The 25349-nt window shown below is 55.5% G+C and carries 21 protein-coding genes; 13 read left to right on the forward strand and 8 right to left on the reverse strand.

What is annotated here, in order from left to right; all coding sequences use genetic code 11:
- Positions 1-5 precede the first annotated feature (5 nt).
- Positions 6-482: a hypothetical protein gene (locus FHR99_RS10690; protein ID WP_183410644.1), complete on the forward strand. Its 477-nt coding sequence runs from the start codon at positions 6-8 to the stop codon at positions 480-482.
- Between the two features lie 35 nt (positions 483-517).
- Here the strand turns inward: FHR99_RS10690 and zntR are convergent, their stop codons facing one another.
- Positions 518-946 (reverse strand): Zn(2+)-responsive transcriptional regulator, encoded by a 429-nt coding sequence (gene zntR / locus FHR99_RS10695; protein WP_183410645.1) that lies wholly within the window; start codon positions 944-946, stop codon positions 518-520.
- 570 nt (positions 947-1516) lie between these two features.
- Here zntR and FHR99_RS10700 point away from each other — a divergent pair.
- Positions 1517-2206, forward strand: coding sequence for an alpha/beta fold hydrolase (locus FHR99_RS10700; protein ID WP_246386727.1), 690 nt, complete (start codon positions 1517-1519; stop codon positions 2204-2206).
- Positions 2207-2329: 123 nt separating this feature from the next.
- Here the strand turns inward: FHR99_RS10700 and ppa are convergent, their stop codons facing one another.
- The 4 genes from ppa to FHR99_RS10720 all read right to left on the reverse strand — a co-directional run bounded on the left by ppa (position 2330) and on the right by FHR99_RS10720 (position 6956).
- Positions 2330-2860, reverse strand: coding sequence for an inorganic diphosphatase (gene ppa / locus FHR99_RS10705; protein ID WP_183410647.1), 531 nt, complete (start codon positions 2858-2860; stop codon positions 2330-2332).
- Positions 2861-3021: 161 nt separating this feature from the next.
- Positions 3022-5094 (reverse strand): BCCT family transporter, encoded by a 2073-nt coding sequence (locus FHR99_RS10710; protein WP_183410648.1) that lies wholly within the window; start codon positions 5092-5094, stop codon positions 3022-3024.
- Between the two features lie 82 nt (positions 5095-5176).
- On the reverse strand, positions 5177-5659 hold the full coding sequence (locus tag FHR99_RS10715) for a nitroreductase/quinone reductase family protein (protein ID WP_183410649.1): 483 nt from the start codon (positions 5657-5659) through the stop codon (positions 5177-5179).
- A 109-nt stretch (positions 5660-5768) separates the two neighbouring features.
- Positions 5769-6956, reverse strand: a complete 1188-nt coding sequence (locus FHR99_RS10720; RefSeq protein ID WP_183410958.1) for a class I SAM-dependent rRNA methyltransferase — start codon at positions 6954-6956, stop codon at positions 5769-5771.
- 172 nt (positions 6957-7128) lie between these two features.
- Here FHR99_RS10720 and FHR99_RS10725 point away from each other — a divergent pair, with 172 nt between their 5' ends.
- Genes FHR99_RS10725 through FHR99_RS10740 form a run of 4 tightly spaced genes read left to right on the forward strand, consistent with a single transcriptional unit; the run spans position 7129 to position 9476 of the window.
- Entirely contained in the window at positions 7129-7554 is a 426-nt protein-coding gene (locus FHR99_RS10725) for an MAPEG family protein (RefSeq protein WP_183410650.1), read from the forward strand.
- 8 nt (positions 7555-7562) lie between these two features.
- The gene (locus FHR99_RS10730) at positions 7563-7898 is read left to right on the forward strand and encodes a thioredoxin family protein (RefSeq protein WP_425488619.1); all 336 of its coding nucleotides are present in this window, start codon (positions 7563-7565) and stop codon (positions 7896-7898) included.
- Positions 7899-7941: 43 nt separating this feature from the next.
- Positions 7942-8889 (forward strand): Gfo/Idh/MocA family protein, encoded by a 948-nt coding sequence (locus FHR99_RS10735; RefSeq protein ID WP_183410652.1) that lies wholly within the window; start codon positions 7942-7944, stop codon positions 8887-8889.
- The gene (locus tag FHR99_RS10740) at positions 8886-9476 is read left to right on the forward strand and encodes a DJ-1/PfpI family protein (protein WP_183410653.1); all 591 of its coding nucleotides are present in this window, start codon (positions 8886-8888) and stop codon (positions 9474-9476) included. The genes FHR99_RS10735 and FHR99_RS10740 overlap by 4 nt, the downstream gene beginning before the upstream one ends.
- 71 nt (positions 9477-9547) lie before the next feature.
- Here the strand turns inward: FHR99_RS10740 and nirD are convergent, their stop codons facing one another.
- Together nirD and nirB are read right to left on the reverse strand one after the other, a co-directional pair.
- Positions 9548-9883, reverse strand: coding sequence for a nitrite reductase small subunit NirD (nirD, locus tag FHR99_RS10745; RefSeq protein WP_246386747.1), 336 nt, complete (start codon positions 9881-9883; stop codon positions 9548-9550).
- A 44-nt stretch (positions 9884-9927) separates the two neighbouring features.
- Positions 9928-12477: a nitrite reductase large subunit NirB gene (nirB, locus tag FHR99_RS10750; protein ID WP_183410655.1), complete on the reverse strand. Its 2550-nt coding sequence runs from the start codon at positions 12475-12477 to the stop codon at positions 9928-9930.
- A gap of 380 nt (positions 12478-12857) precedes the next feature.
- On the opposite strand from nirB, the gene FHR99_RS10755 reads away from it, so the two are divergent.
- From FHR99_RS10755 to FHR99_RS10785, 7 genes are all read left to right on the forward strand, one after another.
- Complete coding sequence (locus FHR99_RS10755; RefSeq protein ID WP_183410656.1) at positions 12858-14330, forward strand: NarK family nitrate/nitrite MFS transporter; 1473 nt, start codon at positions 12858-12860, stop codon at positions 14328-14330.
- Between the two features lie 84 nt (positions 14331-14414).
- Positions 14415-16145, forward strand: coding sequence for a bifunctional protein-serine/threonine kinase/phosphatase (locus FHR99_RS10760; protein WP_183410657.1), 1731 nt, complete (start codon positions 14415-14417; stop codon positions 16143-16145).
- A gap of 258 nt (positions 16146-16403) precedes the next feature.
- Positions 16404-17597, forward strand: a complete 1194-nt coding sequence (locus FHR99_RS10765) for an alginate export family protein (protein ID WP_183410658.1) — start codon at positions 16404-16406, stop codon at positions 17595-17597.
- Between the two features lie 133 nt (positions 17598-17730).
- Positions 17731-19089: a UDP-N-acetylmuramate:L-alanyl-gamma-D-glutamyl-meso-diaminopimelate ligase gene (gene mpl / locus FHR99_RS10770; protein ID WP_183410659.1), complete on the forward strand. Its 1359-nt coding sequence runs from the start codon at positions 17731-17733 to the stop codon at positions 19087-19089.
- 1 nt (position 19090) lies between these two features.
- Entirely contained in the window at positions 19091-19726 is a 636-nt protein-coding gene (locus FHR99_RS10775; protein ID WP_343067523.1) for a flavin prenyltransferase UbiX, read from the forward strand.
- A gap of 36 nt (positions 19727-19762) precedes the next feature.
- Positions 19763-22291 carry an efflux RND transporter permease subunit gene (locus tag FHR99_RS10780; RefSeq protein ID WP_183410660.1) on the forward strand — a complete coding sequence of 843 codons (2529 nt, stop codon included), beginning with the start codon at positions 19763-19765 and terminating at the stop codon, positions 22289-22291.
- A complete protein-coding gene (locus FHR99_RS10785) occupies positions 22284-22877 on the forward strand; it encodes an LON peptidase substrate-binding domain-containing protein (protein WP_183410661.1) in 594 nt (197 codons plus the stop codon). Before FHR99_RS10780 ends, FHR99_RS10785 begins: the two co-directional genes overlap by 8 nt.
- 9 nt (positions 22878-22886) lie before the next feature.
- Here the strand turns inward: FHR99_RS10785 and FHR99_RS10790 are convergent, their stop codons facing one another.
- Positions 22887-25319, reverse strand: a complete 2433-nt coding sequence (locus FHR99_RS10790; protein ID WP_183410662.1) for a TonB-dependent receptor — start codon at positions 25317-25319, stop codon at positions 22887-22889.
- Positions 25320-25349 lie beyond the last annotated feature (30 nt).

Genomic DNA, 25349 nt, shown 5'->3' on the forward strand with positions numbered 1-25349 from the left:
GAATTATGAGCGTTAAATTACTGGATAATCAGGCCTTTTACGGCTACCGAGTGCGGCGTACTGTCGACGGTAAACTGTATCAGGAATATTTCTCGTTAAAAGAGAATGGCAAGCGACTTGTCGGTGCAAAGAAAAAAGCGATTGAAGAGGCCGCGATGGCCCGCGATCGCGAACTGGAACAGGCGCAGATTAAGGCGCGTGAGGCAGCAAAGGATATTCGTTGCTTCAACCCGGACGGCAGTGTCAAAGGCATTAGCTATCTCCTCAAAACTGAAAAGAGCGGCAATCTGACGCCGATTTTTCAGGTTGGCATAGCCTCTGAAGTCGAGCGCAAAACGGTGTGTACCAGCTTCTCGCTGAATGCCCACGGTCGCGAAGGTGCTTGGGAAAAGGCAGTCGACGCTTACGCCCGACACAAGTCCATCAAGCGTAATTCCAAGCTCTACAAAAAGCTGAAGTCTGCAATGCCGCGCGTGGGCTAACACCCGCGCACTAACACCCGCGCACTGCCTTGTTTTTAAAGATGTTTCTCTGCTCTGGCTGCGTCGGACTCCAGTGCCTGCAAAATGGTGCAATGCTCGGCTGATGCCTCTGACCCGTCGCAGGCCGCAGACACTTTTTCCAGTGCTCGGTACATCTCTTTCAGTTCGCTGATTTTACGCGCGATGGTTGCGAGCTTGTGCTCGGCAATCTGTTTGACGTCGCCACAAGTGGACGCGTTCTTATCCACCTGAATTGACAGCAACTCGGCAATATCCGCCAGGCTAAAGCCCAGTGACTTTGCGTGAAGGATAAACCTGACTCGTTGCACCGAATCCTGTGGGTAATACCGGTAGCCGTTGTTGCCTCGCGGCGGTGGTGGCAGCAGTCCTTCGCGCTCGTAGTAGCGCAGGGTTTCGATGTTGCAGCTAGTCAGCTTGCTTAGCTCCCCGATTTTATAGCTCATAATGCGGCCCTTGATTCAGCAGCTCACGATGATTAACCCTTGAGTTAACTTTAGAGTCAAGCGACGCTATTCAATAGCCCTACCACGAACGATCGTTATTTTTACAGTGCAAGCTTCTGGATTCCTGATGCAGAGCGATGGCAGGGTGTCTGCTTCGTTATAAAAATTATAAGTTGCTGTTAAATAAATATTTTATTTGTTCTTTTGACCTGTTTGATAAGCGCCTTCGACGCTGTTGCGCTTTTCCGGTGGGGCTAAACACGAACGATCGTTAGATTTTTTCTTGGCAATTGCTGAAACTGCGGTCTATAGTTAAAACATGGCAGTCCCGAATAACCAATAATTAAGCGGTGGCGTCTATGCCTTTGATTCAATGGAATCGCTCACTTGCCTTTTGTCGCTGTGCTCTGCGGCGTTTTCCCATTCCTGGCCGAGTCCAACGTTCCGCGTTCATCCCATACTTGGCAACTCCGGAGAGGTGTTGCTGTTAAGAAGAACCTTTTTCATGTGAGTCATGCTTCAAGGCATGACCGAAACAAGCGAGAGGAGAAGACGATGAGGATAAAAATAATGAACCGTGCGCTATTAGTGGTCGCGCTTATGGCCTTCGGTACCGCTGTTCACGCACAGTGCCGTGACGCGGTGGTCTTGGTTCACGGCAACACAGGTGATCCATCCGACTGGGACAATACCTACACGGAGCTCATGTCACGTGGTTACAACAGCTCCGAGATCTTCCGACCCAGTTGGGGGAGTAAGAGCTGTGCGGCTTGCAACAATCACAACGGTTGGGAAGAAACACCCGTCTACGATGCTTTGAACAGCGCACTTAATGCGTCGTGTACCGGGAAGATCGATGTTATCGGTCATTCCATGGGGGTGACGCTGGCGGCCCAGCAAATTAACTACTTGGGCATTCAGAGCAATGTCGATACTTTTGTCGGTGTCGCCGGGGCTTATCGGGGCCTGTGGTCCTGCGGCACCTACCCCTACAATGTCCAGAATTCGACCTGTGGTTACTGGGGCCTGTCGGTATCCAGCCCCTTCCTCGACTGGCTCTACGGTAAGCCGATTGCCAACAAGGTCTACTCGATCAAGAGCTGGTATGACCAAGTGGTATGCTCGACCGGCTACTGCACAGTTGGCGGTGTGCATTCGAGTCAGATCGCCGGCGAGAACGCCAGCTACACCTACAACCAGTACGGCCATTTTTACCTGCAGGCTTATACCTACACCAAGCAGGTTGACCTGATCCAATGATGCCAACGATTGTTCGGCGTTATACGTAGCTGAACCGAAAGCATCCGCCGCCAACTAAAAAGCCACCAAGCAGCATGTCTGCTTGGTGGCTTTTTCGATGCCAAGTAGCCGTAACTACGTGTCTTAACTTTCTTCGTGGCGCTTAACGCTATCCAGAATTTCTTGCTTGGCGGCAGCGGCGTCGTCCCAGCCATCAACCTTAACCCACTTACCGGCTTCCAGATCTTTGTAGTGCTCGAAGAAGTGTTGGATCTGGTTGCGCAGCAGCTCAGGCAGATCAGTCGCCTGCTCAACATCTTTGTAAGTCGGGGTCAGTTTGGTAACTGGAACCGCCAGCAGTTTGGCGTCAACACCGGATTCGTCGGTCATTTTCAGAACGCCTACCGGACGGCAGCGGATGACAGAGCCGGCCAGCAGCGGGAAAGGCGTTGGAACCAGCACGTCTACCGGGTCACCATCTTCAGACAGAGTGTTGGGCACATAACCGTAGTTGCAGGGGTAGTGCATGCAGGTGGCCATGAAACGGTCAACGAAAATGGCGCCAGAGTCCTTGTCCACTTCGTATTTGATCGGGTCAGCGTGGGCTGGGATCTCGATGATTACGTTGATTTCGTCGGGTACGTTCTTGCCGCTTGGCACGTCGTTCAGGCTCATGGGAATCCTCTGGTGCGTTTATGAAAGAGTGTCGGCTTTGCCTGCGGCAAGCCATTGAAAGGCGCGCATTATACAGGCTGGAGCCCTCCGGTAGAAGCAAGGTGGTGTTTATTTAACCAGCCATGCAGTGGTAAATCGGGCCCCGTAAGTTCGTGGGGTTCTCAGCGCTGGTTTGGCAACCCGGCATCAAGGTCCTCCGACGAGCTGTTCAGCATCTCGTCGTGCTCCACCATGTTCCACGGCAGGTTGCCGGGCGAGATCTCGAGAAAAATCAGGTGTTTCTCGAACTTGTCGAGGATGTCGATGATGATGTCGTGCTGGTCGAAACCGAAAATATCGTAGGACTGACCGCCGAGGCGCAGGAAGACCTCAGCGCGGTAGTACACGCGATCGGTCTCCTTGCCGTGAGACATTTCCGGGAAAGCGTAATCGGGTAGCTGGTGAGCTACGAGGCGGATTTCATAGACAAAATCCACTTTGTCATCGCGCTGCACTTCCAGATAGGTACGGGCGTTTTCTTCATCCACATGCATTTGGGCTGACCAGTCCTGCTTGGCCAGCTCCCGCTTTACCCGCAGCATGGCTTTGGTCACGGTGGTGGCGATAAAGTCCTCTACCTCGTGCTTGTGCGGGAAGGTGACCAGACCGAGCAGGCGACGTTTCCACAGGCCGCGCCCGGAGGTGCCGCTGAAGCGATTGTGGATTTCCAGTTGCAGGGTGCGGTGGTGATGGCCCTCGATGATCAGGGCCCGCCACATACCAATGGCGGAGATGATCATAATGATTGAGAACGGGAGGGCGCTAGCAATCGTCATGGTCTGTAATGCACTGAGGCCGCCGGCCAGCAGCAGTACCGCTGCCACCGCGCCCTCGGAAGTGGCCCAGAATACCCGGTGCCAGACCGGGGATTCCTGGGCGCCGCCCGAGGCCAGTGAGTCAATCACCAGTGAGCCGGAATCCGAAGAGGTCACAAAAAACGTGATGATCAATATCACCGTGAGAAACGAGACAATCGACGAGAACGGCAGGATTTCATAGAGCTTGAACAGGGCGATGGCGTGGTCGGCCTGTACCTCTCCAATCAGCGCGGTGTAGCCCTCGTTCATGATCTTGTGCAGGGCGGTATTGCCGAATATGGAGAACCACAAAAAAGTGAAAATGGTTGGCACCAGCATCACGCCAACCACGAATTCACGGATGGTTCGGCCGCGGCTGATCTTGGCAACAAACAGACCCACAAAGGGAGCCCAGGCGATGGTCCAGCCGAAGATAAACAGCGTCCAGTTACCAATCCAGTCACTGCGGGTATAGGCCTGCAGGTTGAAGGTTCGCTCAACAATAAAGTTGAGGTAGCTGCCGGTGTTTTGCAGAAAACTTTCGAGAATATGAATAGTGGGGCCGGCCACAAAAACAAATAACATCAGCGAGACCGCCAGAATCATATTCAGAATGGACAGGCGTTTAACCCCTTTGTCCATGCCCGCCACTACGGAAAAGATGGCCAGGCCAGTGATCAAAAAGATGCTGACAATCTGCACGGTGGTACTGACGGGGATCTCCGGCCAGAGGTAGTTCAGCCCCGCATTGATCTGGGCAACGGACAGGCCGAGCGTCGTGGCAATCCCAAAGAGTGTGCCGAGAATCGCGAACACGTCGACTACATGACCCGCCGGGCCGTAGATTTTGTCGCCAATCAGTGGGTAGAGCGCAGAACGCATGGACAGCGGGAGACCGTGGCGGAAGGCGAAATAAGCCAGCACCAGCGCCACCAACCCGTAAATTGCCCAGATATGAAAGCCCCAGTGAAAGAAGGCAATCTGCATGGCCTGCTTGGCAGCGTCGACCGTTTCACCGGCGCCGGTGGGCGGCGAAGCATAGTGCAGTACGGGTTCGGCCACCCCGAAGAACAGCAGAGCGATGCCGTAACCGGCAGAGAACAGCATGGCAAACCAGGCCGGAAAACTGTACTGGGGATCGGCGTGGTCCGGCCCTAGCTTGATATGGCCCCAGTCGGTAAAGGCAATGCCGACGATAAAGATCAGGAAGAAGGCCACCGACAGCATATAAAACCAGCCAAAGGTGTCGGTGATGTAGCTCAGGGTGGCGCTGAAGGCGTTGCCCGCCAACTCCGGATTGCTGATGGTGCCAATCACCAGCAGCACAATCACCACAACGGCCGGCACAAACACGGGAACAAGAATGCTGCCGGTGCCCGTGAGTTTATCCTTGGTCATGGTTATCTCCCTGAATTCAGACTGTTTTTCTTCAGGGGACTTACCCTAAAGCACTGAACGCAGGAATGATAGGGTGAGCCGGTCAGGCGGCGGGTTCTAACACCATCAATGGGATCGTGCGCCCTGATACGGCAGAGGCACGCTCCTGGTAGTCATCAAAGCCTTTATAGATCTCTAACATCTTGTTCCACAGCGCCTCTTTTTCTGTGCCTTGCGCTTCACGAGCTACCATGGCGACCGGTTTGCGGCCAATTTGCATGCTGCACTCAGGATTGGCCTGCAGGTTGTAGTACCAGGCCGGGTGACCGGCGCAGCCGGCTTTGGAGGCGATCAGCACAATCTTGTCGTCCACTTCGCCATACACCAGACAAATTTCCCGCCATTCCCCGGATTTTCGGCCCTTGCAGGTGAGAATGCCAACGGGTGACATAAAGAAAAAGGTGCGCATGAGGCGCCCACCGCTTTTCTTGAACACCCACGCCTGAATGCGACTCATGCGCTGCATGATCTTGATGGCGGCGGGTTCCCTCTCCTGCGAGAAGAGTTTGAGTTTCTGCTCTGCCATAACACTCTCTGAGAATCGTTTTCGAAGGGCGAATTATCGTTGAGAGGCGGTTTGCAACCTATGACAAAATTGTCATGCCTCCAATTGGCAGACAGCTTTTAACACTGACTCAGCGACTGATACGGCTCAGCACCGCTTTCAAATAGCGCGTTTCCGGAATCGCCGGGTGCACCGGATGATCTGCTCCTTGCATGCCTTCCATCAACACCTGGGCATTGCGATCAATGTGACGCGAGGCGGCACGAACAATATCGAGTAGTTCCTCGCGGGGCATGTGCATGGAACAGGAGCCGGAGATCAGGTAACCACCGTAATTGAGCAGGCGCATGGCCAGTTCATTGATGCGGCGATAGGCGAGGGCGCCTTCTTTCAGGTCTTTTTTGCGTTTGATAAACGCTGGCGGGTCGACGATTACAATATCAAAACGCTCGCCGTCATCTTTTAACTGGCGCAGCGCTTCAAAGGCGTCGCCTTGCAGGGTTACCAGCTTGTCGCCAACAGCATTGAGCACCGCGTTTTCATGGGCTTTTTCCAGTGCGAGTTCGGATGCATCGTTGCACCAGACTTCGCTGGCACCAAAGGCTGCCGCCTGTACCCCGAAACTGCCCACATAACTGAACACATCCAGCACCCGCTTGCCCGGTGCCAGTTCGCGCAGCCAGGCTCTATTGGGCCGCTGGTCGTAAAACCAGCCGGTTTTCTGGCCAGAGGCCAGCGGAGCAAGAAAGCGCACGCCGTTTTCGACCAGTTCAACATCCTCAGGCGATTCACCGTGGACGCATTCCACCACTTCCGGCAAGCCTTCCAGTTTGCGTACGCTGGCATCATTACGCAGCAGGATCGACTGCGGCTGCAGTACCTTTTGCAGGGCTTGGAGCACCGGTTCGCGCAGGGCTTCCATACCGGCGGTGTTGAACTGTACCGAGAGGTGATCGCCAAAACGATCCACCACCAGTCCCGGCAGCCAGTCGCTTTCACCGTACACCAGTCGGTAGCAAGGCTCTGGGTAGAGCTGCTCGCGCAATTCCAGCGCCTGACGAAGGCGTTGATCGATCTGTTTTTGGCCGAAGGCTTTGCTGTCCGAGTCCAGCAAGCGGGCACAGATCAGCGAGTTGGGATTCACATAGGCTACGCCTAGGGCCTTTCCTTGCGATGATTCCACCAGCACCTGCTGGCCGGCGTCAAAGCCTTTGAGGGGCGTCGCTTTGCTGTCTACCTCATTGCTGTAAATCCACAGGTGACCTCCGCGCAGGCGGCGTTCTTCGTTTTTGTTGAGGCGCAGGGTCGGTAGGCTCATGGCGGTCACGGCAGGAATAAATGTGGCCGCCATTATCCGCGTTGCACTGACGCATTGCCAGACTGTGGCAAGATTCCGCTCTGCTGCTTGCCATGCCATAGCGGAACAGCGAGGATGAGGCTCGACATTTTGTCGCAGACCAAACAATGACCAATAACAAGAGGGGAGTCTCATGGGAGAACAAACGTCAATTCTGGGTCCTGTCGTGGTACTGGTAGCCTGGTCACTGGTGATGTGGCTGTGGATGTACGCTACCCGTATTCCGGCCATTGCGAAGGCTAATATGCAGCTGGACCCGAACGCACCTAATGGGGAGCAAATGGCGCAGTTGCCTCCCGCCGTACGCTGGAAGGCGGACAACTACAATCACCTGATGGAGCAGCCGACCATCTTTTACGCGATTGCGATTACGCTGGCCGTTCTCGGAGCCGGCGATGGCGTTAACGCAACACTGGCCTGGGCTTACGTGGGTTTGCGCGTTTTGCACAGTCTGATTCAGGTGCTGGTCAATAAAATCGAAGTGCGTTTTATGGTCTTTGTGCTGTCGACCCTGCCGTTGATTGCGCTTACCTGGAACGCGGCGATGATTGCGCTGTAACGGAAGGCATGACGATGCAGTCACCAATTGGGTTTGACCCTGACTACCATCAGGAGGCTCCGGAGCGGAGCGCGCTGGAGGCCTTGTCCGGCGATACGCTGCTGGAGTTTGGCACCTCATGGTGTGGTCATTGTCAGCGCGCAGCGCCCTGTGTGGAGCAAGCCTTGACTGCGGCCTCCTTGCGTCATGTGAAAGTGGAAGATGGCAAGGGGCGGCGTCTCGGCCGGAGCTTTGGTGTAAAGCTGTGGCCGACGCTAATCTTGCTGCGTGATGGTGTTGAGGTGGGGCGTATTGTGCGACCGACCTCAACGGAGGATGTGATGGCGCTGTTGGAAACGCCTTGAAGTCTCGCGAACACCTCGCGATTCGTGGAGTAGGGAACGCAAAATGAAAGTCGTAATTATCGGCACCGGCTTTGGCGAAAACGTTGTCGCTCCGGCCTGGCAAAGTCTGGGTTGCGAGGTCGAGATCGTTTCGCCGCGTGATGACGTAGCTGTCCGCAAGGCGCTTGCGGGCAAGCCCGACTTGGTTTCCATTCACTCGCCACCGTTTATGCATAAAGCGCATGTGCTGAGCGCATTGGAGTCCGGTAGTGCGGTTCTCTGTGACAAACCCTTCGGTATCAGTACCGGAGATGCGCGGGCCATGTATGACGCGGCGATGGAGTGTGGAGCGCCGAACTTTCTTAACTTTGAGTTTCGCTGCCGGGCTTCAAATCTGAAAGTCAAAGAGCTGGTCGACAGCGGTGCCATCGGCACCTTGCAACACGGCAGTTGGCAGGCCTGGAATCATCTACTGCGCGAGCGGAATCACGGCTGGCTGTTCGACGCTGCATTAGGCGGTGGCTGGCTGGGCGCCTATGGGTCTCACCTGATCGATAATATTTTGTGGTTGACCGGCAGTCGGGTAATTGAGTGCGGTGGCGTCAGTTCGATCAGTCAGACGCAGCGACCCGACCGCGAGGGTAAATTGCAGGACTGCACCGCAGAAGACGCCGCTTGCTTTCAATTGCTGCTGGAAAACGGATTTACCGCGAATGTCGATATCAGCGCGGCGGCGCCCCTCTATGTGGAGCCGCGTATGACCTTGATCGGCAGCGATGGAATTATTGAGCTTTACAACGATGAAGCCTTGGTGCTCAAACGCCCGGATCAACGCGAGGAAAAGTTCACGATAGAGGGTGAACATAACCAGTTTATGGGCGCGCAAACAGCCTGGCTGAAAAACGTTAAACAGGCTTTGCTTGATGAGGCGCCGCTGTCGCCTTCCTTTGCAGACGGTCTGGCGACTGCGCGGGTATTGGAGCAATTAAAACGATCTTTGGAGAGACCATGACTAAACATATAGGCATCTATCTCTATCCCATGGCCGAGGTGCTGGATTTCTCTGGCCCCTTTGAGGTTTTTACCACAGCGTCTCGCGTTTGCGCTGGCGACGAACCTTTCGCCGTAAGCCTGATTAGCGAGACGGGTGGTGCGGTGGTAGCGCGTGCCGGTTATCGCGTGGAAACTGATTTTGCCATCGATCGGCATCCGCCTTTAGATGCTCTGGTTGTGGTAGGCGGCGTGCACCATCAAGAAATGGAAAAACCTCGGGTCATTGACTGGATACGCCGTCAGGCAAGCCAGATACCAGTGGTGGCGTCGGTGTGCACGGGCGCTTTCTTATTGGCGAAAGCCGGCTTGTGTGAAGGTAAGCGGGTGACCACTCACTGGGAAGATATTCCCGATCTTAAACAGCAGTTTCCCCAGCTTGAGGTGGTTGGCAATGTGCGCTGGGTCGATCAAGGCAATCTGGTGACATCAGGGGGAATTTCCGCCGGCATAGATATGAGCCTGCATCTGGTGGATCGCCTGTATGCCCGCTCGCTGGCAGAGCGTACGGCTAAACAAATGGATTTTGACTGGCGGGAAAATCGCTAGCGCGAGTAAGGTGGCCAGCCACAGCAATCGTGCACTGTGACTGGCCGGGGGGGAGACGTATCGTGTTGTTGCTAGGCGGCAGCTTGGGCTTCGGCGGCGATCAACACCGTATCGCCATCGAGTTTGACATTGTAAGCCGCAATGGATTCATTTTCGTCTTCAATACAGCGGCCGGTAGCCAGCGCAAAATGCTGCTTGTAGATCGGTGACGCGACCACCAGTTCGCCTTCAAGGCTGCCGACGATACCGCGAGAAAGCACGTTGGCGCCACTAAAGGGATCGAAGTTATCCAGCGCGAAAACCGCATTATCGATCTTGAATATGGCAATCTGTTTACCGTCGACCAGTGCACAGACGCCGGCGTTCGGAGGAATGTCGTTGGTGGAGCACACGGCTGTCCAGTTCATGTTGTCTTCCTTTTTAAATATGTCTGTCATCATCGGCCTCGCTATCAGGCTACCGCGATCAGGTCTTTCCCCAGCTCGCGCTCTTCGTCAGTAGCGGGACGAATCTGGCCGCGCTCCTGTACAAAGACCACGTTGCTGTCGCCGCTGTCGCTGTTAACAAAGCTGCGGAACATTTTGACCTTGTCTTCGTTTTCGATGGTGGTTTTCCATTCGCACTGGTAGGTGCCGATCACGTGCGCCATTTCGGCTTCCAGTTCTTCAGCGATGCCCAGTGAGTCATTGATGATGACGTTCTGCAGGTATTCCAGGCCGCCTTCGAGGTTGTCCATCCACACGCTGGTACGCTGCAAGCGGTCAGCGGTGCGCACGTAGAACATCAGGAAGCGGTCGATATATTTGATCAGGGTTTCGGTGTCGATGTCCGAGGCAAACAGATCGGCGTGGCGCGGCTTCATACCGCCGTTGCCACACACGTAGAGGTTCCAGCCTTTCTCGGTGGCGATCACGCCTACGTCTTTGCTCTGGGCCTCGGCGCATTCTCGGGTACAACCGGACACGGCCATTTTCAGTTTGTGCGGTGAGCGCAGGCCCTTGTAGCGGTTTTCGATATCAATCGCTGCGCCAACACTGTCCTGCACACCGTAGCGGCACCAGGTGGAGCCGACACAGGATTTCACCGTGCGCAGGGACTTGCCGTAAGCGTGGCCAGATTCAAAACCGGCGTCGACCAGTTCTTTCCAGATAACGGGCAGTTGATCGACGGTAGCGCCGAACAAATCGATACGCTGGCCACCGGTGATTTTGGTGTAAAGATTGTACTTCTTGCCGACTTCACCCAGCACGATCAGCTTTTCCGGAGTGATCTCACCACCGGCCACGCGCGGTACGATGGAGTAGGTGCCATTCTTCTGCATGTTTGCCAGCATGCGGTCGTTAGTGTCCTGCAGGCCGGCGTGTTCGGCTTCCAGAATGTAGTCATTCCAGCAGCTGGCCAGAATCGAGGCGGCGGTGGGCTTGCAGATATCACAGCCGTGGCCTTTGCCGTGTTTTTCCAGCAGCTCTTTAAAGGATTTGATCTTGCCCACGCGCACCAGGTGATAGATTTCCTGACGGGTATAGGGGAAGTGCTCACACAGATCGGTGTTCACTTCGAGGCCGAGCTTGGCAAGTTCCGCGTTCAAGACCTGGCCGACCAGTGCGCTGCAACCGCCGCAGCTTGTGGCTGCTTTGGTGCAGGCTTTCAGGTCGCCCAGGGTGTGGGTTCCTTCGGCAATCGCGCTGCACAGATCGCCTTTGGTTACGTTGTTACAGGAGCAGATCTGAGCACCTTCAGGCAGGGCATCGACACCCAGACCGGCAGCGGCTGTACCGTCCAGCGAGGGCAGAATCATGGCCTCGGGGTGCTCGGGCAACTCAATGCCATTCAGCGCGTACTGCAACAGGGTGCCATAATCGTCGGCGTCGCCAATCAACACGGCGCCGAGCAGTTTGCTGGCGTCTTCGTTTACGACCAGCTTCTTGTAGACCTCAAGCTGCTCGTCGATAAAGGTGTAGCACTTCGCGCCCGGAGTGTTGGCGTGGGCATCGCCAATGGAGGCAACGTCGACACCCATTAGCTTGAGCTTGGTGCTCATATCTGCGCCGAGAAATTGCTTGTCTTCTGCGCCGCCCAGAATGTGGTCCGCGGCTACGCGCGCCATTTCGTTACCGGGGGCAATGAGGCCGAAGATACGGCCATTCCACAGGGCGCATTCGCCAATGGCATAAATAGAAGGATCAGAGGTCTGGCAGTTATTGTTGATCACAATGCCACCGCGCTCGCCAATGTCCAGTTCGCTTTGGCGTGCCAGCGCATCCTGTGGGCGAATACCGGCGGAGAAGACGATCAGATCTGTTTCCAGTTCTTCGCCATCGGCAAAGCACATTTTGTGAGTAGTGTTGTCGCCGTCGATAATCTGCTGGGTGTTTTTTCCGGTGTGCACGGACACGCCCAGATCTTCAATTTTCTTGCGCAGCAGTTTACCGCCACCGTCGTCTACCTGAACGGCCATCAGGCGCGGTGCAAATTCCACGACGTGAGTTTTTATACCGAGATCGTGCAAGGCCTTGGCTGCTTCAAGGCCGAGCAGGCCGCCGCCGACAACTGCGCCAATTTTTCCGTTTTTACTGGCTTCGGTGATCGCTTCCAGATCTTCAATAGTTCGGTAAACAAAGCAGTTCTCGCGATCGTGACCCGGCACCGGGGGAACGAAGGGATAAGACCCGGTGCCGAGCACGAGTACATCGTACTCAGCGGTGGTGCCGCAGTCAGTGCTAACCACTTTGTTGGCGCGATCAATGCTCGAAACTTTTTTGTCGTTGTGCACGATCATGCTGTGACTTTCGTAAAAGCCTTCAGTCACCATGTTCAGCGATTCCGCTTTGCGGGTTTCAAACCACGCGGTCAGGTGCACGCGGTCATACGCCGGGCGCGGCTCTTCACCGAAAACGGTGATGGAAAATTGGTCGGCCTTGCCACTCTCGACAAGTGTTTCCAGAAACTGGTGGCTTACGGGTCCGTTGCCTACCACTACGAGACGTGTTGTTCCGCTCATGCTGCTTACCTTTATCAGTTCTCCCCGAAGGTGCGGATGTCATGCGCACCGAATGTGCAGGCTATCTAGCAAGGCATGTGCCAAGTGGATGCGGGTGATCTAATGCTATGAATTTAAAGGGTTTAATTCGCTGCGTGCGAAAGTGCACCAAAATTGAGACCTGCTAACCGGGCGTGATGGCACCAAAAGGATGCGCTGGTGCAGTGCGCCGCCACCTCGTTGTGCGCGGGTGGGGCATTTCGTTTGCACCTAATGTTTATCGCGAACGAGTTATAGCGAAAAAAATCGTTATCCGTCATGGGCTTGGTATTTTTTTCAGGTGGTTGGCATAAGCCTTGCTCAAGGCCCGACAGAATCTTTAATTATTCATGGAGTCTGTTATGTCTGGCGGTAACCTCAACCTCCTGGATGTGAAGCAGCCGAATATTCGTCTGTTGCACCTGTCCTGGTTTGCTTTCTTTCTAACGTTCATGGTGTGGTTTAACCACGCCCCCATGCTCGCCTCTATTAAGGAAGCTTTTGACCTGACCAGCCAGCAGGTAAAAGCGCTAATGATTCTGAATGTGGCGCTGACCATTCCATCGCGTATCGTGATCGGTATGCTGGTAGATCGCTTTGGTCCGCGCATTATCTACACCATTCTTTTGCTGATTGGCGGCGGGCTCTGTTTGGGTTTCGCCTTCGCTGATTCCTACGAAACCATTGCGCTGATGCGATTCCTTATGGGCTTTATCGGTGCAGGCTTTGTGATCGGTATCCGCCTGGTTAGCGAATGGTTCCCGGCGCGACAGGTCGGTTTGGCGGAAGGCGTTTACGGCGGTTGGGGCAACTTTGGTAGTGCGGCCTCTGCCATGATCCTGCCGACACTGGCCCTGATCTACGGCGGTGAAGACGGCTGGCGCTATGCCATCGCGACCACCGGTGTGATGGCGATTGCATACGGCCTGTTTTTCTACACCCGTGCACGCAACACCCCCAAGGGCTCTACCTACTTCAAGCCGAAGAAAAATGGCGGGCTGGAAGTGACCAGCAAGCGCGACCTCTACTTTTATATCGGTATGTGCCTGCCCATGTACGCGGCGCTCGCTACTCTGGCCTGGAAACTGTCGCCGGCCAACCTCGGTCTGCTGACCCAAACCGCAACATATGCAACCTATGCCGTACTGGCAGTCGTGGGTGTGGTGCAGATCAGTCAGATCCTGCGGGTGAACAGCCACCTATTTACGGATGAGACGGTTCCGGAGTTTCAGCGCTACAAGTTCAAGCAGGTCGCTATTCTGAATGTGTCCTACTTTGTCACTTTCGGTTCCGAGCTCGCAGTGGTTTCCATGCTGCCCCTGTTCTTTATGGAAACCTTTGAGTTAGATGCAGTAAAAGCCGGCCTGCTCGCGTCAGGTTTTGCCTTTATGAATCTGGTGGCGCGCCCGACCGGTGGTTTCTTCTCGGATAAATTCGGTCGTCGCAAGTCGCTGACGATTCTGATTGCTGGTTTGGCGGTGGGCTATCTGACCCTGAGCCAGATTACCTCCGGCTGGCCGATTGTGCTGGCGGTAATGGCTACCATGATGTGTTCCTTCTTTGTGCAAGCAGGTGAAGGTGCGGTATTTGCGATTGTGCCTCTGGTCAAGCGCAGTATGACTGGCCAGATTGCCGGCATGACTGGCGCCTACGGCAATGTGGGTGCGGTGATTTACCTGACGGCGCTGTCGTTTGTGGATGCGTCTTCGTTCTTCATGCTGATCGCTGCCTCTGCCGCCTTCGTGTTCATTGCGGTACAGTTCCTTGATGAGCCCCGCGGTCACATGGCCGAGGTGAACGATGACGGTTCGGTGGAGCTGATTGAAGTTACCTAAGCTGGCAACCCTCTCTCGAGGGAATAGTCAGAGCCGGTTGCCTTCGCGCGACCGGCTTTTTGCGTTTTGCTGACGGGAGTGAGCATGCATCTGGATGGAACGCTGAAATTCAGCCTCGGGCAGGCGACCTTTGCCGGCGTCAAAAGCGACAACGAAGACAGCATCGGTATTCGTATTCCCGAAGGTCACCTGCTGACCACCAAGGGCGCGGTGGCGATTATTGCCGACGGTGTTTCTGCGGCGGAGGCGGGCAAGGAGGCCAGTGATACCTGTGTGACCTCTTTTCTGTCTGATTATTTTTCCACGCCGGAATCCTGGACCGTAAAAAAATCCACCCAACAGGTGCTCAACGCCCTTAACCGCTGGCTCTATGGTCAGGGGCAGCGTTTTCTTCAGCCGGAGAAGGGCTACGTTTGCACCCTGAGCTTGGTTATCTTCAAAAGTCGAACGGCTCATATATTCCATGTGGGTGATACTCGCGTTTATCGCTATCGTCAAGGCGAGTTGGAGCAGGTCACTCGTGATCACGCCACGCGTATCAATAAAGAGCAGTCCTATCTGACCCGCGCCATGGGGCTGGATATGTGGCTCGACGTGGACTATCGCACCGTCGATCTGGAAGAAGGCGATGTGTTTCTGCTGACCTCGGACGGTGTGCACGACTTTTTAAGCCGGGCTGAGTTGCGCGAACGGCTCGGCCACTTGAGCGCAGATCTGGAAGAAGACTGCAACACCATGATTGCCAGTGCTTTGGAAAACGGCAGTCACGATAATTTGAGCGCTCAGCTGATTCGGGTAGACCGATTGCCCAGCGAAGAGGCGGACGATGCCTTCCTCAAGTTAACCGAGCTGCCGTTCCCGCCGCCCCTCAGTGTCGGGATGACAGTAGACGGTTTTCTGATTGAAAAAGAGCTCCACGCCAGCTCACGCAGTCAGCTGTATCTGGTGCAGGATACTCGCAGCAACGATCCCGCCCGTTATGTGATGAAAACGCCATCGGTAAACTTTGTGGATGATGCGGCTTATATCGAGCGTTTTATTATGGAGGGCTGGATTGGCCGGCGTATCGACTCGCCCCATGTGGTTCGGGTGCTGGATGAAGATCGGGAGCGCAGTTGTCTCTACTACCTTGCTGAGTATGTTGAGGGGGAAACCCTTGAGCAGTGGATCAAGCGCCACCCGAAACCGAATATTCATTCCGTAATGGATATTGCGGAGCAGCTGATCAAAGGCGTGCGTGCTTTTCACCGCCGGGAAACCTGGCATCAGGATATTCGGCCGGCCAATATCATGATTGATGATCAGGGCCATGTAACGCTGGTGGATTTCGGCTCTTGTTTTGTGGGCGGCGTGGCTGAGATTTCAACGGTGATTGAGCGCGATGCGATTCTGGGTACGGCGCAGTATTCTGCTCCCGAGCAGATTCTTCGGCGCCAGGTGACGGCGGCAGCGGATCAGTTTTCGGTAGCGGTGGTGCTCTACGAAATGCTGACCGGCAAGCTGCCCTTTGAGGGGCAGCTGGAGCACTGTACCAGTATCGCAGCCTATTCCCGTCTGAGTTATGTGCCCGCCTATCACTACAATCCGTTAGTGCCGACCTGGATGGACGCGGCTATTCGCAAGGCGCTGAGTATCAGCCCGGAGCTGCGCTATCAGGACGTGTCCGAGCTACTGCACGACCTCCAAAACCCCAATCGCGATTTTGTGCAGCAGGCCAGCCGGCCACTGGCTCAGCGAAACCCGCTGCGCTTCTGGCAGGTGGTTGCCGCCGTACTTTTCGTCACCCAGATCATTACATTGGGCATGCTGTTCTAAGGGCCGTGGCCCCGACTTGGGGCCACGGTGCACCTTTCTGAATTTACGACTTTCTGCCATGCACCAAAATAAATTTCAGGTAGAGTAGGCGCGCGCGTCAAAATCGTGCGGCAGAGGGTTTTGTGCTCCGCGCTTGCGCAAAATAGCCACTTTTATTGGCAGGAGTGGCTTTTTTCTTTTTGGCACGCTAGTTGCTCTTACGTGAGTAGTCGATCGCAAAAAACCTATTCACTACAAACTGCTATTGGGGAAACACCGATGAAGAAATCAGCTTTAACCTGTGCGGTTCTGGCGCTTGCTGGAGCTGGGCCAACCGCCGCCGATGCGTTTATCGACGCCGTGACCGGTGGCAAGGCCTCGGGCGACTTTCGTCTGCGTTATGAGGATGTCAGTCAGGACAACGCCGTCAAAGATGCCTCCGCGCTGACCCTGCGCACCCACCTCGGCTATGAAACCGCCGAGCTAAATGGCTTCTCCGCGAAGATTGAAATGGAAGACGTGCGGATTGTGGCAGGGCAGGGCGACTACACCGTCGGTCCAACCGGCTATAACCCCGGTGAGTATTCCGTTATTGCGGATCCCGAGCACACCGAGCTGGATCAAGGTTATGTGCAGTACAAAACTGATGGCTTCACCGCTAAGCTGGGTCGTCAGGTCATGACCTATGATGGTCATCGCTTTATCGGCCACGTGGGCTGGCGTCAGGATCGTCTAACCTACGACGCGCTAAAACTGGATTATGCGCCTATGAAAGGCGTTAACCTTAGCTATGCCTACCTCGATCAGCGCAACGGTATTTTTGCCGAACAGGCTGACGTAGATAGCAAGGATCACCTCTTAAATGCAGCGATTGATACACCGGTCGGCAAGCTGGTGGTTTACAGCTATATGCTCGAGGTGGACAACGGTACCGATAACGTGCTGGATACGACCGGCGTTAGCTTGAAAGGTGACACGTCACTCGGTGAGGTGAAAGTGATGTATGCGCTGGAGTTTGCCCAGCAGGATGCGGAGCAGGGCACCGTTGATCGCGAAGCCGATTACAGTTTGCTTGAGCTGGGCGCGGCGGCTGCAGGCCTCACCATCAAAGCTGGCATGGAAACCCTCGGTTCCGATGACAGCCTGTATGGCTTTAGCACGCCGCTGGCGACGCTTCACAAGTTCAACGGCTGGGCTGATACCTTTCTCGCCACACCGGCCGTAGGGCTGGTGGACACTTACGTCAGTGTCGGTGGCAAACTGCTGGGTGGCGGCTGGACCGTAGTTCATCACCAGTACGATGCGGACGAGGAAACCACCGCGCTGGACAAGCTGGGTAATGAATTGAACGTGGTTTACGCCCGCAAGTTCGGCAAGTACTACAACGCCGGGATCAAATACGCGGACTACAACGCAAAAGACTTTTCTGTCGATACTGAAAAGCTCTGGGTTTGGGTGGGTCTGAGCTTCTGATCCAACAAGCCTGTCTCCTCCACACTGGCCTGCTTTCGCAGGCCTTTTTTATCCCTCGAAAATCCTCCGTCTGATTAGTGACAGTCGCCCGGCCAGTGCTAACATGCGCACTGACAAAACAGGCTGATCAGCAATGCATATTCATATTCTCGGTATCTGCGGAACCTTTATGGGCGGGGTCGCCCTGCTGGCACGGGAGCTCGGCCACCGGGTCACCGGCTCGGATGCCAATGTTTACCCGCCCATGAGCACCCAGCTGGAAGAGCAGGGTATCGAGCTGATGGAGGGCTATCTGCCCGAGCACCTGGAGCCGGCGCCGGATCTGGTCATCATTGGCAACGCCCTGTCGCGCGGTAATCCGGCCGTAGAACATGTGCTGAACCGAGGCCTGCCCTACGTTTCTGGCCCCCAGTGGCTGGGCGAGCAGTTTCTGCAGGGGCGCTGGGTGCTGGCCTGCGCCGGCACCCATGGTAAAACCACTACCAGCAGCATGCTGGCGTGGATTCTCGAAGATTTGGGTTACGAGCCGGGCTTTCTGATTGGCGGTGTGCCCGGTAATTTTGGCCTTTCCGCTCGCGCCGGGGGTGGCCGCTTTTTTGTGATGGAGGCAGATGAGTACGACACGGCCTTCTTCGATAAGCGCTCAAAATTTGTTCACTACCGCCCGCAGACGGTCGTACTGAATAACCTTGAGTTTGACCACGCGGATATTTTCCCTGACCTCGCCGCCATTCAGCGCCAGTTTCACCATTTGATTCGCACCGTACCCGGTATTGGCCGGATTATTCTGCCCGCCGGTGAGCCCGCGCTGGAAGAGGTGCTGGATATGGGTTGCTGGAGCGAGCAGACCCGGGTGGGCCTGAGTGATAGAGAGGCCGACTGGCAAGCCGAGATTCTCGCGGAAGATTGCTCCCATTTGCGGATACATCACAAAGGCAGTCGAGCTGAACTGAAGTGGGGGCTGACTGGGCGTCACAACCTGTTCAATGGGCTTGCGGCTATGGCGGCAGCCAATCACGTGGGCGTCACTTTGGCTGATGCGGTGGATGCTCTGTCGCGCTTTGAGGGCGTGAAACGACGCATGGAGTTGCTCGGTACACCGCGCGATATCGCCGTCTACGATGACTTTGCCCACCACCCGACCGCTATCGCTTCAACGCTTGATGGTCTGCGCCGCCGGGTTGGCTCGGCGCGGATCTTTGCGGTAATTGAACCCCGTTCCAACACCATGCGACTCGGTCAGCACCGGGCCGCACTGGCGCCGTCCACAAACTTGGCCGATGAGGTATTGTGGTTTTCACCCCCGGGGCTGGGTTGGTCGCTGGATGATGTGGTGGAACAATCCGAGGCACCCGCGGCGGTTTACCCGGAAATAGATCAGATCATTGCTCATTTGCGTACTAACGCCAAGGCGGGCGATCATATCGTCATTATGAGTAACGGTGGCTTTGCAGGTATACACCAGAAGCTGCTGACAGCATTGGCAGAGTAAAGTGACTCAGACGACCTCGACTACAGCTCCACAGCAAAGCCGTCGCGTGACGCTGGCGATGACCGGCGCCTCGGGAGCGCCTTATGGTCTGCGTCTCTTGGAGTGTTTGCTGGCGCAGCAGGTGGAAGTACATTTTATGATTTCCAAGGCGGCGCTGATGGTGCTGGCTACGGAAACTGAGTTCGCCCTGCCAGACAAAACAGCGCCAATGGCGCGCAAATTGCGCGAGCAGTTTGGCGCCAGCGAGGAGCAGCTCAAAGTGTATGGTCGCGAGGACTGGATGGCACCGGTTGCCTCCGGCTCTGGCGCACCTTCGGCTATGGTGATCTGCCCCTGTAGTACCGGCACGCTTTCTGCCATCGCCACGGGTGCCAGCAACAACCTGATTGAACGCGCAGCAGATGTTGCGCTCAAAGAGCGTCGGCAGTTGATTGTGGTGCCGCGCGAAACGCCGCTATCGAGTATTCACCTGCAAAACATGCTGACCTTGAGCCGGGCCGGCGTGACGGTGATGCCCGCCAGCCCCGGCTACTATCACAAACCCCAGTCGGTCAGTGATATGGTCGATTTCATGGTCGCTCGGGTGCTAGATCACCTCGGATTGGAACAGACTCTCGTCCCGCGCTGGGGCGAATAACCGCGCTTGCGGGAACAACACAATAAGGAAAACGGAATGCGTAGTGCTTTTATGGCGGTATACGAGCGCGTGATCATGCGACGCCCCTTGCTTGCACTGTTAGCAGTGCTGGCGCTGATTGGTGGTCTGGCGAGCTTTTTGCCAAACCTCAAACTGGATGCGTCTTCCGATTCGCTGGTGCTGGAGGGCGACAACTCCCTCAAGTTTTTCCGCGAAATCAACAAGCGCTTTGAAACTGAAGAGTTTCTGCTGGTGGTGTATCAGCCCGATGGCGAGCTGATGTCCGATCACACCCTGAGCGAATTGAGCCGCTTGCGCGATGAGCTGGCAGCGCTGCCCATGGTGTCGTCGGTGGTATCCATTCTCGATGTGCCCCTGCTCGACAGCCCGCGCGTTAGCCTGACGGAAGTGGCATCGGGCAAGATTCCCATGCTCAAGCATGAAGACACGGATCGCGAGCTGGCACTGAAGGAGCTTTCGACCAGCCCCCTTTATAAGTCTCTACTGACCAGCACCGACGGCACTACCACCGGCTTGCAGGTGAATATCAAGCGTGACGAAACCTATGCCCGCCTGCTGGAAAATCGCGAGCGCCTGAAAGAAAAGCGTGCCGAGTCCGGCCTGACACCGCTGGAAGAGCGTGAACTCGAAGTGGCCGAAGCCGAGTTTCAGGACTACCTGCCGAAAACCCAGGCCGCCATGACTGAGCTGGTGGAGAGTGTTCGCAGCATTCTCGATAAATACCGCGATGACGCCACGCTCTACCTCGGTGGGGTGCCGATGATTGCGGCCGACATGATTGCCTTTGTACAGAGCGATCTGGTGGTGTTCGGTACCGGTATTATCCTTTTTATTATTTTGCTGCTGGTGGTGATTTTCCGCAGTGTGGTGTGGACCTTGCTGCCGCTCGCGACCTGTGTGTTATCAGCTGTCTTCATGCTCGGCCTGCTGGCCATGCTCGACTGGCGCATGACGGTTATTTCCTCGAACTTTGTGGCTCTGCTGCTGATTATTACGCTGTCGATATCTATTCATTTGGTGGTGCGCTATCGAGAACTTGCGGCTAATAACGCCAACTGGGATCAACAGACTCTGGTGGCCACCACCGTACAGCAGATGGCCAAGCCCTGCTTTTATACGGCCCTGACTACACTGGTGGCCTTTATGTCGCTGGTAGTCAGCGGTATTCGTCCAGTGATTGATTTTGGCTGGATGATGACCATCGGCGTTGTTGTAGCACTGGTGCTGACCTTTATTGTGTTGCCGACGGTATTGCTGCTGATCAACAAGCCTCTGCGCTCGGCGGATGCGGATAACAGCAAAGGCTTTACCCTGCGTTTTGCCTCTGTGGCAGAGCATCATGCGGGTCTTATTTCTCTGGTGGCGGGCGTTCTCTTTGTGGGCAGTCTGTGGGGTATTTCCCAGCTCAAGGTCGAAAACCGCTTTATAGATTACTTCGACGAAAACACCGAAATCTACCAAGGCATGGAAACCATCGACGCCAAACTCGGTGGCACCATTCCGCTCGATATCATTATCAACGCGCCTGAACAGGAAGACATCGCGGAAGAGTTCAGCGACGACTTTGCTGACGATTTCGGTGACGACTTCAATGATGATTTTGGCGACGATTTCGGAGATGACTTTGGTGACGGCAAGCCGGCTGCCAAATCTTCGCACTGGTTTACCATCGCCGGTTTGGAACGGATCAAGTCGGTTCACGACTATGTGGATAGCCTTGATGAAACCGGTAAGGTGCTGTCGCTGGCCACACCCTATGAGTTGGTAAAAATGATCATGGGTGAAGGCATCGACGACCTGCAACTGGCCTTGGTGCAGCGTTCACTGCCTGCGGATATTAAGCAGATCGTGGTGGATCCCTATCTGGCTACCGAAACGGATCAGGCGCGTATTTCTGTGCGAGTAATGGAAACCAGCCACAGCCTGCAGCGGGCCGAGCTTCTAGAAGAGATCCGCACGCACTTGATTGAGGATATGGGCTTTGCCGAGGATCAGGTGCAACTGACCGGCATGCTGGTGCTCTACAACAACATGCTGCAAAGCCTGTATACCTCGCAGATTCTGACCTTGGCGGCGGTGTTTGTCGCGATTCTGGTGATGTTCTTGGTCTTGTTCCAGTCCTTGAGCTTGGCACTGATTGCACTGGCGCCGAATCTGCTGGCGGCCGGTGCGGTGCTGGGTGGTATGGGTTTGTTCGGCATTCCGCTGGATATGATGACCATTACCATTGCGGCCATCACTGTGGGTATCGGGGTGGATCACGCGATTCACTACGTGCACCGCTTTAAAACCGAGTTCCCGAACGATCGTAATTACCTCGCAACCATGTACCGCTGCCACGGCAGTATTGGCAAGGCCATGTACTACACCTCGGTGATTATCATTTTCGGTTTCTCGATTTTGGCCCTGTCCAACTTTACGCCGAGTATCTACTTTGGCTTGCTGACCGGTGCGGCTATGCTGGCAGCGCTGATGGGCTCTATGCTGCTGTTGCCGCGTTTGATCATCTTCTTCAAGCCGCTGGGTAAAGAAGCCGATGGCTGATCGGGAAGTCGCCTTGTTCCCACTGGGCACGGTGCTTATGCCCGGTGGGCGTCTGTCCTTGCAGATTTTCGAGCAGCGCTATCTGACGCTGGTGCGTCGTGCCATGAAGGGCGAGACTGAATTTGGCGTTGTGTTGCTGACACAGGGGCGAGAAGTGGGTCGCCCCGGCGTGAATACCCGCTTTGAACAAACCGCAGTATCTGCGCAGATTGTGGATTGGGATTCCCTGCAAAACGGCTTGCTGGGCATTGTGATCGAGGGTGGGCAACGCTTTAGCATCGGTAATTCACGTCAACAGGAAGACGGCCTTTGGCTCTGTGACGCGAGCTTTTGGGACGACGAGCCCGAGGTTCCCCTGCCGGAAGAACACGCAGAATGGACAGCCTTGCTGCAGCGATTGGCTGAACACCCCCATGTGCAGCGTTTGGGCATTGAGGTGGAAACTCGCGACGCGACGCGTTTGAGTAACCAGCTCGCCCAGCTGCTGCCCTTGCCGGAAAGCGATCGCTACGAATTGCTGACTTTACGCGATCCCATAGACCGTCTGGACGCCATTCACGATCTGCTCAGCCAATACGAAGAATAAGTAACGGCGCTAGAAGCGATAACTCGCCTCCACACCCCAGCTTTTCGGTGGCCCGGAAAGAAAATAGGTGTAGCCAAAGGAGGCCTGCAAATCGATGGCGTAGTAGTCGTATTCCACGTCTTCGATATTTTTCACAAAGGCGGCCAGGCTGTAGCGGTCATCTGCAGAGAACCAGCTCAGGCGCGCATTGAGCAGGTGGTAGGCATCCTGTTTGGTCGCTTCGTATTCCGCGTCATCGTTGTAGGCGCTAAACCACTGTTTGCTCTGATAGGACCCATTAACGTTGAGGGAGAGGTAGCCGTAGTCGGTGACCAGCACATCCCAGTCCACGGAGATATTAAAGTTCACATCCGGTGCTGAGATCAGATCGTTGCCGGCGAGATCCACCTGATCCTCGGGGTTGGCCAAGGTGGTGGTGTCGGCGAGCATAAGCTCCTTGTATTCAGTATCGAGCAGGCCAACGCCGGCATTCAGGAACAGGCGTTGACTGATCTGATATTGAAACTCTGCTTCCACCCCTTGAATCTCTGAGGCGCCGGCATTTTCCAGAAAGACGGAAATACCCACCACGTTGACAAATTGCTGGTCGGTGTAGTCGTAATAGAAGGCGGCAGCATTAAAGCGGGCGCGGCCATCGAGCAGGTCGGCTTTAACACCGATCTCATAGGCATCGATAAATTCAGGCCGGGCATAGGCCTCTTCCAAGTCGCGCTCAAGGTAGTACACGCCGCCGTTGTAGCTGCCGCTACGATAGCCGCGGCTGTAAGAGGCGTAGAGCAATATGTCCGGTGTCAGCGCATAGTCGGCGCCGAGTTTGCCTGTCCATTCCTTTTCAATGGCTTCCAGCGGATCCTGGGATTCCAGTGTGTAATCGCCGTGGGTGTATCCGGGGGTGCCGCTGCAAGCACCGGGATTAGCCGCGCAATAGGCAATCTGGTTAGGCGAAACAATAAGGGGCGTAAAAGCCTCGTCGCGGCCGGTGGAGTTGGCCGGCACCCAGGTGCCGATGGGGCTGCCATCGTAGCCGATTCGCGAAGTGTTGTAGTAGGGCATGTCGTTGCGATCTTCGGTATAGCGCATGCCCAGATCAATGCCGAAACGCTCGGTGGGCTCAAAGCGCACTTGGCCGTAGACGGCGCGGCTGTCTTTTTCGGTGCGCAAGCGCTGATCTACACAGCCAAAGCCCACGAGGAAGGGGGCGAGGCCCGCGGTATCCGAGTTTTCTTCGCCCACGCGCGTGTCTGGAAGGTCTTCAAAAATACAGTAGATATTCTGCAAGCCGAGATTTTCATAACCGTAGTAAACGCCGGCGATCAATTGAAAGGGACTCGCCCACTCACTGACAAAGCGCAGATCCTGGCTGTAGTAAACCGTGTCGGATGACCAGTCGATCTCCAGCAAACGCAGGGGTGAACCGTCTGTGTTGGCATCCTGAAAATACTGAGCGTCGCCGTAGGAGCTGACTGAGACGATAGAGAAGGTCTCGTAGTTCATTGTCACGTTCAGCACGGCGGTGTCGGTAGTGGTAATCAATGGCCCCATCTTGTTGGACTCGATTTCGTGAAAGTCGAGGTCTTCATGGGGGCGCGAGTAACCGGTGTAATCGATAAAGCCATTGGAGTTGGCGGTACTGGAGGTATTGCGGATGTCCACGCCCGGCTCATTGCGCACTTGCGCGGTATTGGCGTCATTTTCGGTGCGGGTGACCTTGAGAATGGCCGTGGTGTTGTCATTGATCGCCCAGTTCAAGGCCAGTCGGCCACCGCGAGTATCGGTCTGGGCACCGTTGGCGCCGCCGAGGGGATTTTCCTGATAGCCGTCATCCTTTTTGAACATCAGTGCAACCCGCGCGGACAGGGTCCCGGGTAGCACAGTGCCTTCCACAGCAGCTTCAGCCACGGTAGCGTCATAGGAACCGACGCCAGCGCGAATACGTCCATTGAAAGGGGTGTCAATCTCCGGTGTGCGGGTAATCATGTTGATGGCGCCACCGGTGGTGTTTTTGCCGTAAAGCGTCCCCTGCGGCCCGCGCAGTACCTCAAGTCGCTCCAGATCAAAGAAGTTGGCACCGTGGGAGTAAACCGCAGGCTGGTAGGCCTCATCCACGTAAACGCCAATGGGGCTGGCCTGATTGGAGTTGTAGTCCGACATGCTCACGCCGCGGATGGCAAAAATGGGCTGCACCTCGCCGTAGGGGCCGCTGACTTGCATATTGGGCACCTGCGCACCCACATCATTGGTGCTTTCCACGCCAAACTTTTCTATCGCATTTCCGGTAAAGCCGGTGATGGCAACGGGGATATCCTGAGTGCTTTCGCTGCGGCGCTGGGCCGTGACGATGACTTCCTCCAGCACCTGAGCCGTGGGCTGGCCTGAGCTGGAGCTAAGTGGAGCAAACACTGATGCGGACAAAACGCAGGCCGGAATCAGGTATTTTTTCATGGTTATCCCCTTGCCGGTTTAAGGTTATAC

The sequence above is a fragment of the Litorivivens lipolytica genome (assembly GCF_014191715.1).
GTDB classification, from domain to species: Bacteria; Pseudomonadota; Gammaproteobacteria; order Pseudomonadales; family Spongiibacteraceae; genus Litorivivens; species Litorivivens lipolytica.